At 60.9% G+C, this 12,421-nt stretch carries 11 protein-coding genes, 3 tRNA genes and 1 pseudogene; 9 read left to right on the top strand and 6 right to left on the bottom strand.

Annotation, left to right across the window (positions count from 1 at the left end):
- Positions 1-107 precede the first annotated feature (107 nt).
- Both ACX80M_RS20495 and ACX80M_RS20490 read left to right on the top strand, forming a co-directional pair.
- On the top strand, positions 108-548 hold the full coding sequence (locus ACX80M_RS20495; protein ID WP_459310317.1) for an SDR family NAD(P)-dependent oxidoreductase: 441 nt from the start codon (positions 108-110) through the stop codon (positions 546-548).
- A 117-nt stretch (positions 549-665) separates the two neighbouring features.
- A pseudogene (locus ACX80M_RS20490) lies at positions 666-758 on the top strand (AAA family ATPase); the annotation flags it as partial.
- Between the two features lie 13 nt (positions 759-771).
- Here ACX80M_RS20490 and ACX80M_RS20485 read toward each other — a convergent pair.
- The 3 genes from ACX80M_RS20485 to ACX80M_RS20475 all read right to left on the bottom strand — a co-directional run bounded on the left by ACX80M_RS20485 (position 772) and on the right by ACX80M_RS20475 (position 2,484).
- Positions 772-909 carry a hypothetical protein gene (locus tag ACX80M_RS20485; RefSeq protein ID WP_252602696.1) on the bottom strand — a complete coding sequence of 46 codons (138 nt, stop codon included), beginning with the start codon at positions 907-909 and terminating at the stop codon, positions 772-774.
- Between the two features lie 215 nt (positions 910-1,124).
- Complete coding sequence (locus ACX80M_RS20480) at positions 1,125-2,045, bottom strand: cation diffusion facilitator family transporter (RefSeq protein WP_459310316.1); 921 nt, start codon at positions 2,043-2,045, stop codon at positions 1,125-1,127.
- A gap of 10 nt (positions 2,046-2,055) precedes the next feature.
- Complete coding sequence (locus ACX80M_RS20475) at positions 2,056-2,484, bottom strand: metallopeptidase family protein (RefSeq protein WP_056348808.1); 429 nt, start codon at positions 2,482-2,484, stop codon at positions 2,056-2,058.
- 72 nt (positions 2,485-2,556) lie between these two features.
- On the opposite strand from ACX80M_RS20475, the gene ACX80M_RS20470 reads away from it, so the two are divergent.
- Complete coding sequence (locus ACX80M_RS20470; protein WP_459310315.1) at positions 2,557-3,183, top strand: class I SAM-dependent methyltransferase; 627 nt, start codon at positions 2,557-2,559, stop codon at positions 3,181-3,183.
- 5 nt (positions 3,184-3,188) lie between these two features.
- Here the strand turns inward: ACX80M_RS20470 and ACX80M_RS20465 are convergent, their stop codons facing one another.
- The gene (locus ACX80M_RS20465) at positions 3,189-4,133 is read right to left on the bottom strand and encodes a DMT family transporter (protein WP_459310314.1); all 945 of its coding nucleotides are present in this window, start codon (positions 4,131-4,133) and stop codon (positions 3,189-3,191) included.
- Positions 4,134-4,186: 53 nt separating this feature from the next.
- Complete coding sequence (locus tag ACX80M_RS20460; protein ID WP_459310313.1) at positions 4,187-5,236, bottom strand: PHP domain-containing protein; 1,050 nt, start codon at positions 5,234-5,236, stop codon at positions 4,187-4,189.
- A 168-nt stretch (positions 5,237-5,404) separates the two neighbouring features.
- Here ACX80M_RS20460 and ACX80M_RS20455 point away from each other — a divergent pair.
- The 6 genes from ACX80M_RS20455 (at position 5,405) to ACX80M_RS20430 (ending at position 10,892) form a co-directional block, all read left to right on the top strand.
- Positions 5,405-5,477, top strand: a tRNA-Glu gene (locus ACX80M_RS20455).
- 90 nt (positions 5,478-5,567) lie between these two features.
- A tRNA-Asp gene (locus tag ACX80M_RS20450) sits at positions 5,568-5,641 on the top strand.
- A gap of 48 nt (positions 5,642-5,689) precedes the next feature.
- Positions 5,690-5,765, top strand: a tRNA-Phe gene (locus ACX80M_RS20445).
- 105 nt (positions 5,766-5,870) lie between these two features.
- Positions 5,871-7,019, top strand: coding sequence for a hypothetical protein (locus tag ACX80M_RS20440; protein WP_459310312.1), 1,149 nt, complete (start codon positions 5,871-5,873; stop codon positions 7,017-7,019).
- Between the two features lie 485 nt (positions 7,020-7,504).
- On the top strand, positions 7,505-9,772 hold the full coding sequence (locus ACX80M_RS20435) for an AAA family ATPase (protein WP_459310311.1): 2,268 nt from the start codon (positions 7,505-7,507) through the stop codon (positions 9,770-9,772).
- Between the two features lie 643 nt (positions 9,773-10,415).
- On the top strand, positions 10,416-10,892 hold the full coding sequence (locus tag ACX80M_RS20430) for a hypothetical protein (RefSeq protein WP_459310310.1): 477 nt from the start codon (positions 10,416-10,418) through the stop codon (positions 10,890-10,892).
- 127 nt (positions 10,893-11,019) lie between these two features.
- Here the strand turns inward: ACX80M_RS20430 and ACX80M_RS20425 are convergent, their stop codons facing one another.
- Positions 11,020-11,577, bottom strand: coding sequence for a recombinase family protein (locus ACX80M_RS20425; protein WP_459310309.1), 558 nt, complete (start codon positions 11,575-11,577; stop codon positions 11,020-11,022).
- Positions 11,578-12,421 lie beyond the last annotated feature (844 nt).

The raw sequence follows: 12,421 nt of genomic DNA, 5'->3' as shown, positions 1-12,421 counted from the left end.
CCCTTCCCATCACCCGCCATCAATGGCACGGCGAATGGAACTACACTCTCAAACCCGACAAATCACAATAGCCGCGTGTTGAATACTGACGGGTCCTTAGCGGCCACATCCTGCAGGTCTCCTCCATCGGCGGGATCTCAGCGTTTCCCACAGTGGGCATCTACCACGCCTCCAAATGGGCGCTGGAAGGCCTCAGTCAGTCACTCGCGCAGGAAGTGGCAGGCTTCGGCATCAACGTCACCCTCATCGAGCCCGGTGGTTACTCCACCGACTGGGGCGGCAGCTCCGCGAGGCACGCCACAGAACTGCCCGCCTACGACGGGGTCCGTGAGCAGGCCGCCAACCGGCCCAGCCGGCGCGGCACTCCCGGTGACCCGGCGGCGACCAGGGACGCGGTACTCGCCCTGGTGGACTCCGAGAACCCGCCCCTGCGGGTCTTCTTCGGAGAGGCGCCGCTGGCCATCGCCACCGCCGACTACGAATCCCGGCTCGCGACGTGGAACGAGTGGCAGGCGCTGTCCGTAGCCGCGCACGGCAGCCAGCGCTGAACTGAACACGAACCTCAGACGGCGGATTCACTCGCGGCGAAGGTCGCTGCCGCCGGGAGCATGGAGTCTTTCAAGGCTTCCGGCGCCTTCGATGAACTGATGGGGCAGATCGATGCCCAGATCCAACGAGTACTCAAGATCAACCAACTAGAAACCATCACAGACGACGTCGTCGAAACCGCTGCCAGCATCCTTGTCATCGGCAATTAGCGACATGGAACTTTCAAAAAGAGCCGCCGCAAAGCGCTGAAGTCCACAGCCGGGCCTGCGGCATGGACGCTGCCTGGGCGGGGAGGGTCAGCGTGCCGAAAAGTACGACGGCGGTGCACAGCACGGCGGCCTTCAGGCCGGATCCGGTCAAACCCTTTCGCAGAACCTCGCACGTAGTAAGGCTGGGGGAGCGAGGTCTGGTGGCGGCACAAGGAGCCCCTCTGCTGATCACCCAGCAGTCCGAGGCTACGTAAGGGTGTGCACTTTGGCAACACTGGTCACATCAATAACATAATCAACAAGAGTGCGATTCCGGCACATCTGGTCCGGCGTGTCGTTTCGAGTCCGCTGCGCATGCCGCAACGATCAGGCGTGCTGGCGCGATTCGTGCTCCGAGTGGCTGGCGGGCTCCAGCTGGAAAGTGCAGTGCTCGGTGTCAAAGTGGGACCCCAGGCAGGTGGTGAGCCTGTCCAGTAGCTGGTCGGCGCCGCGGGCATTAAGGACGCCGTCCTCCACCACCACGTGAGCCGAAAACACCGGCACGCCCGAAGTAATCGTCCAGATATGGATGTCATGGACATCCACCACTCCATCAACGCTGAGGATATGCTCGCGGATCATCTGCACCTCCACGCCCTTGGGGGTTGCCTCCAGGAGGACGTCCACCACATCCCGCAGCAGGCTCCAGGCCCGCGGCAGGATCATCAGGGCGATGAGCACGGAGGCGATCGTATCGGCGGCCTGGTAGCCGGTGAACATGATGACCAGGGCAGCAACGATGACGGCGACTGAGCCCAGCAGGTCACCCAGTACCTCAAGGTAGGCGCCCCGGACGTTCAGGCTGTCCTGGTGCGCGCCGCGCAGGATCAGCAGCGAAACGAGGTTGGCCACTGCGCCCAGGATAGCGGCGAAGAGCATGATGTCGGTGTGGACCTCGGGCGCCGAGCCGATCCGCCGGATGGCCTCGGTGAAGATGACCACCGAGATGACAATCAGGATCAGCGCGTTGGCCAGGGCGGCCAGGACCTCGGCGCGCTGGTAGCCGTAGGTCCGCTGGTCACTCGCCGGGCGTCCGGCGATCCAGGCAGCCAGGAGCGCGATGGTCACGCCTGCCGCGTCGGAGAGCATGTGGCCGGCATCAGCCAGCAGGGCCAATGATCCGGACAGTGCCGCGCCGATCACCTGGACCACCACCACTGCCAGGGTGATGGCAAGGACGGCGATGAGCCGTTTGCGGTGCCGGCCTGTTGCCGTGATCCCGTGTGTGTGGCTGTGGTCGTGTCCCATGCCTACAAGGCTAGTCCCAGCCGAGCTCGTGCAGCCGCCGGTCATCGATGCCGAAGTGGTGGGCGATCTCGTGGACCACCGTCACAGCCACCTCCTGGATCACCTCGTCGCGGGACCCGCAGATGTCCAGGATGGGTTGGCGGAAGATGGTGATCCGGTCCGGCAGCGAACCGGCATCCCACCATGAATCCCGTTCCGTCAGGGGAACACCCTCATAGAGGCCCAGCAGAACGGTGTCCGGGTCCTCGCCCGGGCCGGGCACGTAGTCGTCCTCGACAAACACCGCCACGTTGTCCATGGCGGCCGCAAGCTTGGCGGGGATCAGGCCCAGGGCATCCGTGACGGCGGCTTCGAAATCGTCAGCGGACATCTCAAACGGACCGGACTCTTGCGGGCCATCCGGGATGATGGGCAGGCCGGGCGGCAGGTTGACGGGCATATGCAGACTCTAGTCCGCAGCCGGGTTGGCGCGCATACTGAATCCCATCACTGACCGCCTGTGAGGAGCCGGATGTCCCTCCGCCATCGCCTTTTTGCCGCCATGTACGACACGTTGTCGGCCTCTGTGGAGCGCCGGGAGCTCGCTCCTCGCCGGGCGCGGCTGCTTTCCGGGCTGACGGGAACCGTGGTGGACGTGGGCGCAGGCACCGGGGCGAACCTGCGGCACTTCCGCCACGCTGAGCGCGTCATTCTCGTGGAGCCGGACCGCTATATGCGGGCCCGATTGAGCTCCCGGCTCGGGGAGTCGTCGGTTCCGGTGGAGGTTTCCGACGCCGATGCGGAGCACCTGCCGCTTCCGGACGGGGCGGCGGACGCCGTGGTGTTCACCCTGGTTCTGTGCTCGGTGCCGGATCAGCGGCTTGCCCTGGTGGAGGCCCGCAGGGTGCTCAAACCCGGCGGGACACTCGCGGTGCTGGAACATGTCCGCGGACAGGGCCGGGCGGCCCGCTGGCAGGACAGGCTGGACGGTCTGTGGGGCCGATGCGTGGCGCCCGGGTGCCACATCAACCGGAACACGGTGGCATCCATCGGCGAGGCCGGGTTCGACTTCACGGAAGTTAGCAGGTTGGAGGCTCCGGCTGTTGCCCTGGCCACGCCGATCATCGCGGGCACGGCAGTGAAGCGATCGGAACCCTGAGAGCCCTACCGGGACCTGCGGCGAGTCAGGCCCACGCCCACCAGGCAGACCACCCCGCCCACCAGGCCCAGCGCGGCGGGGACTTCGCTGAGGATCAGCCAGGAGATCAGGATGGTAGCGCCCGGCACCAGATAGGTGGTGGCCGCCAGTTTTCCGGCGTCAATCAGCGACAGCGCGTAGGCCCAGGTGGTGAACGCAATGGCGGTGGGGAAGACGCCCAAATACACCAGGCCCAGTGTTGCCGGCAGCGGGGCGGACTGCAGCTCGGACACCAGCTGGCCACTGAAGGGCAGGCAGCAGACGGCCCCCACCATGATGCCGAACCAGGTGGCCTGGCCCGCCGGGAACTTCCGCAACACCGGTTTCTGGATGATGACGCTGACGGCGGCGAGCACGGCGGCAAGGAGGCAGAGCAGCACGCCGGCCACATCCGCCGTCGAACGTTCCCCGGAACCTGAGCCGGATCCGAGCGCGATCAGCGCAACCCCGCCGAACGCCACCAGGCTGCCGATTATCAGCCAGCGCGGGAAGCCCTCCTTCAGGAAGAATCCGGCCATGATGGCAACGAGGATGGGGTTGACGTTGATCAGCAAGGCTGCGGTCCCGGCGTCCAGCAGGTGTTCCGCGGCGTTCAGGGCCACGTTGTAGCCGCCGAACCACATCACGCCGTACCCCAGGATGGGCCCCCATTCGCGGCCTCGCGGCAGCACCTTGCTCTTGGCCAGTTGCGGCAGCACCAGTGCGCCGAGCACGACGGCGGCAACGGCCAGCCTGCCCAAGGCCAGGGATCCGGGGGAGAACGTGGGGCCGATGGCGCGGATCCCCACGAACGCCGAGGCCCAGAGCACCACTGTGACCACCACGGCAGCGACGCCGAGGGCGTTCGTGCGGCCAGGTGGTGGGCGAAGCGCCGCCGATGTTGCTGCGCTGGGAGGTGTGCTTGAGGCCATGCTGCCAATCTATCCCCGCGGCAACGCCGGCAGCTGGCGGGAATCGGTCACGTCTAGTCGAGTTTCTGCCAATCCCGGGCTGACCACTCCAGGAGCCGCTCCAGAGGCCAGGTGGTCACAATGCGCTCCGCGGGAACGTTGTTGTGTGCGGCGCGGGCCGCCCCGTACTGGAGGAAGTCGAGCTGGCCGGGGGCGTGGGCGTCGCTGTCGATCGAGAACAGGCAGCCGGCGTCGAGGGCCAGCTGGATCAGGTCGTCCGGCGGGTCCTGCCGCTCGGGGCGGGAGTTGATCTCTACCGCCACGTTGTATTCGGCGCACGCCGCGAACACCTCCCGGGCGTCGAAGTCCGATTGCGGCCGCGTGCCACGGGAGCCCTCCACCAGGCGGCCGGTGCAGTGGCCGAGCACATTGGTCTGGGGGTTCTGGATGCCCTGGAGCATCCGCTGGGTCATGGTGGCGCGGTCCGCCCGAAGCTTCGAATGGACGCTGGCCACCACAACATCCAGCCGGTCCAGCATGTCCGGCGACTGGTCCAGTTCGCCGGTTTCCAGGATGTCCACCTCGATGCCGGTCAGGAGCCGGAATCCGTCATCCTTGCCGTCAACTGCGGAGGCGGCGTTGATGGCGGCCACTACATCGAGCTGTTCGGTCAGGCGCTCGGCGCTGAGCCCGTTGGCGATGGTCAGGTTGGGCGAGTGGTCTGTCAGTGCCAGGTAGTCTCTGCCCAGCAGGCGGGCGGCATCGGCCATGAGCTGGATGGGGGAGCCGCCGTCGGACCAGTCGCTGTGGCTGTGGAGGTCGCCGCGGAGTGCTGCGTGGAGTTCGGCCCCGCCGTCGGCCAGAGGCGCCCCGCTGCGCTGGCGCAGGTCCTCAAGGTACTCGGGCACCTCGCCGTCCACGGCCTGCCGGACCACCTGGTACGTTCTGTCGCCGATGCCCTTCATGCTCTTGAGCCTGCCGTCCCGGGCCCGGACTGCCACCTCCGAAGGGTCAAGCCCGGCGATGATCCCGGCCGCCTTCCGGAAGGCCTGGACCTTGAACGTGGCAGCGCGTTCCCGTTCCAACCAGAAAGCAATTTCATTGAGTGCGGCGACGGCATCCATCTGTCCATCTTCGCCTGTTCCGGCCGCTTCGGTCAGGTGTCTGCGGGCCGATTTTGAGTTATTCCCGCCGAGGCCCTATAGTTTTAGAGTCCAGTTCGGAGCAACTGCAAACGTAAAGACTGAGGGCCCTCGGCTCGAAGCCTTTTATTTTGTGCCGAACGGGTTCTGGCCCCCATCGTCTAGCGGCCTAGGACACCGCCCTTTCACGGCGGCGGCACGGGTTCGAATCCCGTTGGGGGTACGCAAGGAATTGGTCTGGCAGGCTGAAAACGTCTGGTAAGCTGGAAGCCTTGAAAAAAGCGGTAGCGATGCCGCAAAGCAAGAAAATCAAGGCCCTGTAGCGCAGTTGGTTAGCGCGCCGCCCTGTCACGGCGGAGGTCGCGGGTTCAAGTCCCGTCAGGGTCGCTCTGATTGCCGGAAGAAACTCCGGCGGTCAAGGTGACATGTCACCTAGGCTCTGTAGCTCAGTTGGTAGAGCGTTCGACTGAAAATCGAAAGGTCACCGGATCGACGCCGGTCGGAGCCACCAGCTAGAACCCCGTAGTTCCCAGTGTTTGCATGGGAACCGCGGGGTTTTTTCTTGTCCGATGAAGCTGAGGATTCAGCCTGGATCACCCGAAATCAGCCAAGTTCTGTGACGGAACTCTGGTATTCCCTTGGTAGTCTCGGGCAAAGAACTTGTCGATCGCACCGCATCGCCCTGCATCTGGGGCGGCTCGAAGGACTGGCCCGTAGAAGTGAGATTATCGGCATGACGGATGAGTGGAAGAACATCTTCGGGAACTTCGACCTCGGGGACTTCGACCTTGAGCCGAATCCGGAGTGGGCAAAGAAGCAACGTCGCCAGCGCCGAGTAGTGTGGCACTACACTTCGGCCGAGGTCTTCGAATCGGTGATCCGCAATGACGTCATATGGGCCACGGACGTCGGCTACTTGAACGACACTGACGAAATCAAACTGGGCATCAAAAAATTCAAGAAGCAGCTTAGAAAAGAAGGTCGTGCTAAGAGCGATGTGTTTCTAAGCCCGAAGGAGCAGGACGCCGCACTTGACCTCGAACCAGTGCGCGAGCTCCTGGAAGAGTGGGAGCACTACCCTTTTCAGGGGAGCGCCTTTAGCGTGAGTTTTTCCCGTTATGGGGACGATAACTCTCAGTGGGACCGATACGCGGGCCAAGGCACCGGGGTTGCAATTGGCATTCGCCAGGGGTCGCACATGCCTATTCTTGGTGACGAAGGATCGGCGGGCAGCGGCTATGGCCCCATCGAAGATGTACCGTTCCACTGGACGAAGATGCGGTACGAGCGCAGTAGGCAGGTTCAGGCGATACACTCCTCGGTTGGTGAGATGCTCTCGGGCATGGAGCGTAATCCACACCCGGACGTCGATGTTGATATGTCCGGCCTCATACGGGACCAAGCGCTAAGCGAGTATGCGCGCGGCGTGGCCAGCATTAAGAACCGGGGATTCCGGGCTGAGCACGAAATCCGATACGTGATCAGCCGCCCATCGAATCCGGACGTCGTTCACACTCGGCCTCACGCGAAGTCGGGTTTGGGCGATGTTCCATTCTTGAAAATTACGGGCGCTGCGGAGGGCGCCGATCTAGAGGATGACCCGAGATGGTTGCCGCAGTATCAAGAAACGCCGCTGACGCTGCCCATTGCCAAGGTCCGGCTCGGACCGAAGCATCACGGCAGCATCGAGGAGACGTTGATGACGCTCGAAAGGGGCGGCTACAGAGCGGTCCCAGTGGTGAAGTCGCGAAGCACGCTTCGCTAGGCCACGAGGGCCGTCAGGGCGCCGGCATGGGGCCCGCATCCGTAAGTGTTTCGAACGCACTTTAGGGTCCTTAGCGAGGCGTAAGTGGTCCGTGAGGCGGGGGAACGGCACTGTCGGTGGTCGTGACCGTCGATGCGAAGGTACGCGTCAATGTCGGCTCGCTTTTTATCTTCGGCCTGAATCAGGTTGAAGCGCTGATGGCTTCTATCTCTCGTTGATCATCTTGGACTGGCACAGGCTGATAATCGCATTAAAGTGATTCACGTCAAATTCGTGTCAGTCTTGGTGGCTCGGTGCGTGCCTCGGACTACCTACAGCCATGGGCTACCGATTGGCTGGACTCCAAACACGGCGGCGGCCACTCCTCCTCGAGTTGTCTCCTGCGCCGCGCCGGAAACCCACTTTGAAAGCCTCGTCTCCCACAGATGCAGTAGATTTCATGGGGGTAATCGTGGGTTGGGGGAAGGCTTGTCATGCTAACAAAAGTGGTTAAGATCAAGGGCATCGGCCTTCTGCATGACTCGGGGCCAAGCCCAAAGTTTGAAGCCACGTCCCTTGTTTATGCCGAAAATGGACGGGGCAAGTCAACTTTCTGTTCGCTATTAAACTCCCTTCAGACTGGCAGTCTGGAGGAAGTCGAAAGGCGACGAACTGTAGATCAGCAAGTTGATCCTTCAGCCAAGCTAGTTTTTAGCTCTGGACCCAGCACGAGCGCCCTGATAGCTGGTTCTTGGGACAAACTCCGACCGGAAATTAGGGTTTTTGACGCCGCCTTTATTCGCGACAGCGTCTACTCTGGCGCAGCCGTGGAAGCGTCGCAGCGGAGAAATCTTCTCCGCTTTGCCCTCGGTAATGCAGCAGTATCAGAAGTTCGGCGCGAAGAAGCGGCGGCTGAAGATGCCCGGGTGCTGAAAGAACAGATACGTCTGCTTGCAGCACGGGTTGCGCCGCACCACACTGGAGTGTCCCTAGCAGAATTCAGCAAGTTGGCCGCTGTGGTCGACATTGAACACTCGATCGCCGAAGTCGACCGAGATTTGGACGCAAACGCCAATGCCACGTTAATCTCCGCGAGGCCGATACCTGACGTTTTGTCGTCGCCAACCTGGAATCGTAAGAGGCTGTTCTCCGTACTGGGAAAAGATTTGGGGGGAGTAGGAGACGAGGCTGAGGCCAAGGTCCGGGCCCATGCTGCACACTTCCACAAAGAAGGCGCAGAAGCGTGGCTTCAGACCGGGCGACGTCTCGAGCAGGGTGGCCTTTGTCCGTACTGCAACCAGGACATTCATGGGCTTCCGCTTGTGGAGGCCTACCGGACTTACTTCGATGAGCGCTATGTTTCGCTACTCGGCGACGTTGAAGAAATTGTCCGCGATTTCCAGAACTTCGCGAATGGATTTGCGGGCAGGTTGGCAGCGGACCGAGACATGCAGGAACTGCGTCTCAACAACTGGTCTGACGTAGGGGACGTTCAGAAGATTCTTGTGGACACTCCGCTTATTGACCGGCTGATAGTCGAATTGCGGGCCCTCATCGAGCCGCTGCTAAGTGCCAAGCAGGCTGCACCTCTTACTGCCGTTGTTCAATCGGCAACGGAGACAGCCGTGGTTCAGCTCTGGGACGATATCGAGCGTCATTTGGGACAGGTCAATAAGGTCATAGCCAACGAGATAGAACGGTTGAATCAGTTCAAGGCTGATCTCCAGGTTCAAGACTCGGACGCCCTCCGTCAGAAGCGGAAGTCGCTCGTAAGATCCCAGATTCGGCATGATCCTGACGTGCAGGTGACGATGGACGACCTCGCGGCCAAAGGGCAGGCGCTCAAGTTAGCTGACGCGGAAAAATCAGATGCGCGTGAGAAAGCCCGTGCAACTATGAATGCAACGTTAGTGCTGTTTCAGGACGCGATCAACGAGCTTTTGACGAAGTTTGGTGCCGAGTTCAGCATCGACCGCATGACAACGAACTTTATTGGCGCACCCCAGACAGAGTTCGTGATTAAGCTTCGGGACGCTGAGGTTCCTCTGAAGCATGGGACGGGCCCAAGCTTTGACTCCGCGCTCAGCGAGGGCGACAAGCGCACTTTGGCATTCGCCTTTTTTGCGGCAACGATCCTTCGAGATCCTGCTGTGGCAACTCACATCGTGGTCGTAGACGATCCAATGAGCAGCATGGATGCAGGACGTCGTCATCAAACGGCAGAAGTAGTCCTTCAAATGGAAGAGGCTGCCCAGCAGCTCATACTTTGCAGCCACGACGCACCGTTCCTGCGGCATTACCGGGCGAGGAGCCTTCGTCGGGATGACACGCGGCCCATTGCCGAGATCGGGATCCACTACGGGCCGGCCGGCTACAGTTCTTGGCTCCCAGTTTCACTCGACGAACTTTGTGAGACCGAGTATTTGAAGATGCGCCGACAAGTTGCTGAGTATCTAAACACTGGCCTTCACGACGCTAACCACGTCGCCAAGCAACTTCGGCCACTGCTTGAAGGTTATTTGCATAGAAGGTTCCCGCAAGATATTCGGGAGGGCCTCCTACTAGGTGAGGCCATCGCGAAGATTAGGTCTTCGTCCGCACCGAGTCCTCTGCAATTCGCTGTTCCTGTCGTTGATGAGATCGAAAAAATCAACACGTATGTAGGGTCCTTTCATCATCAAGCAAACCCCGGATATGCAACGGCACCGATGTCGCACAAGGAGCTAAGGGATTTCGCAAACCGCACCATGGACGTCGTTCACGGAAAACCGTAGACAAAAACACGGCTCTGACCGCTGACGTACAACGTGGCGACCGCGACGCCCACAGCTCCGCGATTTCCTGGGGGCGCCTGACTCTGCGGTATGCAGTTGTTGGCCCTCTTGACGTTGGCGCTTTCCAGCCGCTTGGGCAGCCCGGCACTGCGACCCGATAGCCAAGGGCAGTGGCGTGGTGTGACACTGAACCCTTGCGACCATGGCTACGCTTTGTCTCCAGCCCGGAAGTGCCTCGTCCAGGCGATGCTCCGTTGACGCTCCAAGCTGCCCTGCCGCGAGCTTCGTGCGCTGATACTGCAGCCAGATGCCGAGACGATACTCAGCCTCGTCTGCCGTGTTTCTTGAGTCGGGGCCAGTCATTGCCTGCTGCCCTGTAAGACACGAGCACTGACAAACGGTCACTCCACTGCGCCTCGTCCTGTGCTTTACGGTTGCGGATCTCCCAGCTTGGAGTGGCCTCTAAGCCCTCCGTGTAGACAGGGTCAAGAGCCCTCACCTAATGACTGAGCGACCTCCTTCGACTGGTACTACCCGCAGAAAGCCAATCAGCGAACTGTCGTCGGGTTTTTGCTGCTTCGCATCGTACTATGGCCGAGGCACACAAAAGTGCTGCAAGGGACCAATCTGTTTGGGGGATGTAATGGTGCAAATGCCGGAGCGGTCAGAAGCCGACAAAGCTGAGATCGACAAGAAGATACGCGCTGACATAGCAGCGTCCGATATGGAGCTTCAAGAACTGATGGATCTCATATTCGGTCACGATGATCAGGGCACGGATTCCACGTTCGGGATCACGGTGCTCACATCAGGTGGCGTCATCAGCGGCACAGCCGTCCCACACGCTGCATGGACCGGGCGTTTAAATGATGCGTTGATCAGGGCGGGTGCATCAAAAGTCGTGGAAGTGCGACGAAGCATTGAAGACAGTACCGCTGAAGTAATCGCCAAGATGAAGGAGGCCAGGGACGCAGAGTCGCGCCCTGTACCCCCACGTGGATTCATCCACCTAAAAGATGTCACAGTCTTCGCTGGTGGAAGCAGTGTGAAGCTCGCGAATACTAGGGTGCGGCTGTCGTCAATACATGCTTGGGACCTCGGTTCCTGGACCGAACCCTAATCACCTGAGCGTCCCTGTCGGCCAGACTGACTGGCAGGGGCGCTGAGCTCCGTTTAGCAGAGTGGCGGCCGCGAGCTAGCGCTGACGGTTGTCGCTGCGAACGCTCGAAGGATTGAGCCGTAGCGTCTCACTCCATGTTCAGGTAGCGGTACACGGTGGCGCGTGAAACCCCGATAAGCCTCTGGATCTCTGCCACGCTGTTGCCCTTGGCATGGTACGCCTTCGCTTTCGTTACATTCTCATCATCAGCGGCAACCTGCCGCCGTCCCGCCTTGCGTCCGTTGGCTGCGGCAACGGCCATGCCGGCCCTGGTCCGTTCGACTAGCGTGTCGCGTTCCAGTTGAGCGAACGCGGCCATGATCGTTAGCATTGCCTTGCCCATCGGTCCCGTCGTAGTGATGCCCTCTGTCAGGGAGCGGAATGTCACGCCCTTGGCTTCCAGCTGTTCCACCAGCTCCAGCAGGTTCTTTGTGTTGCGTCCCAACCGGTCAAGCTTCCAGATCACCAGCTCATCCCGACTGCGCAGGTGATCAAGCATCTTATCCAGCTCGGGCCGGCTGGCCTGAGTCCCACTTACGCCGTGGTCTGTGAAGATGCGATCACAGCCGGCTGCTCGCAGTGCCTTTGTCTGCAACTGGGCAGACTGCTCAGCCGTGCTTACCCTGGCATAACCGATCGCGCCCATGATTCCCCACCCAGTAGTCTCATTAAAGGTACCTTGATACTATTCCTGAGAATAGCAGAGTGAGACCCATTGCTGAGACAAGGCGACGTTTCTGTTTCCGCGGGATTCGGAATGCTCGTAACGGCCTTGGCCGCTGTCTTAATAACCGATCGTTTATCAAGACGAAACAGTCGGCTTGACGGTCCCTTGGAAAAGCCCGGAATTTGTGAACCGCAGCGGTATTTGGCGTTGTTCTGTTGGCGGCAAATGACGGACGCTGTTTTTGGAACCTTTAGAGGATTGCGTGCTCGTACCAGTCATGGCCGTCGCCAATCTCGGCAACCGGCGTCAGCGTGAAGCCGACCCGGATGGCTACCGCAGCGGATGACACGTTTCCTGGTTCGACTCGGATCAGTGCCGAACGCACCGAAGCGATGGAACGTTGGCTCCAGGTCAAGGTGGAATCAACATTTCCTCAGGGCGGCCGAATTTTGCTTGAGGCGTGGGTGCTAGCGTGCTGTATTGGCACAAATGTGGCCTTGAGTGGGGGGCTCATTGTGGAAACACGCACTGTCGTGATTGTTGAGGACGACCGATCGTGAACACGGCGTTGCAAGATATGGAGAACTTGGGAGCCCGGCTAACGGTCGGGATACAAGGATCTTTTGGGATTCTGCATTACGCAGTTCTGGCGTTTACTACGGCCTATCCCACAACCAACAGGGAACCCAATGCCGAGCACCGCGCTTCGCTAACTAAGGAGTGTTAACGCCAACCGAAAATGGGGCCAATAGCGCCAATTGAAAACGGGGCCACGGGGTTGTGGTTCTATTGTGCCGTACTGGCGGCGGGTTGGTGTTTTTTG

The sequence above is a fragment of the Pseudarthrobacter sp. MDT1-22 genome (assembly GCF_054511035.1).
Note: the sequence above shows the minus strand (reverse complement) of the source record. Positions and strands in the feature narration are given on the sequence as shown.

What these genes read in the sequence shown, in the direction of transcription:
- ACX80M_RS20480 (WP_459310316.1), bottom strand. Translation starts at nt 2,045, where the DNA reads ATGGGACACGACCACAGCCACACACACGGGATCACGGCAACAGGCCGG.
- ACX80M_RS20465 (WP_459310314.1), bottom strand. Translation starts at nt 4,133, where the DNA reads ATGGCCTCAAGCACACCTCCCAGCGCAGCAACATCGGCGGCGCTTCGC.
- ACX80M_RS20460 (WP_459310313.1), bottom strand. Translation starts at nt 5,236, where the DNA reads ATGGATGCCGTCGCCGCACTCAATGAAATTGCTTTCTGGTTGGAACGG.
- ACX80M_RS20425 (WP_459310309.1), bottom strand. Translation starts at nt 11,577, where the DNA reads ATGGGCGCGATCGGTTATGCCAGGGTAAGCACGGCTGAGCAGTCTGCC.
- ACX80M_RS20475 (WP_056348808.1), bottom strand. Translation starts at nt 2,484, where the DNA reads ATGCCCGTCAACCTGCCGCCCGGCCTGCCCATCATCCCGGATGGCCCG.
- ACX80M_RS20430 (WP_459310310.1), top strand. Translation starts at nt 10,416, where the DNA reads ATGGTGCAAATGCCGGAGCGGTCAGAAGCCGACAAAGCTGAGATCGAC.
- ACX80M_RS20470 (WP_459310315.1), top strand. Translation starts at nt 2,557, where the DNA reads ATGTCCCTCCGCCATCGCCTTTTTGCCGCCATGTACGACACGTTGTCG.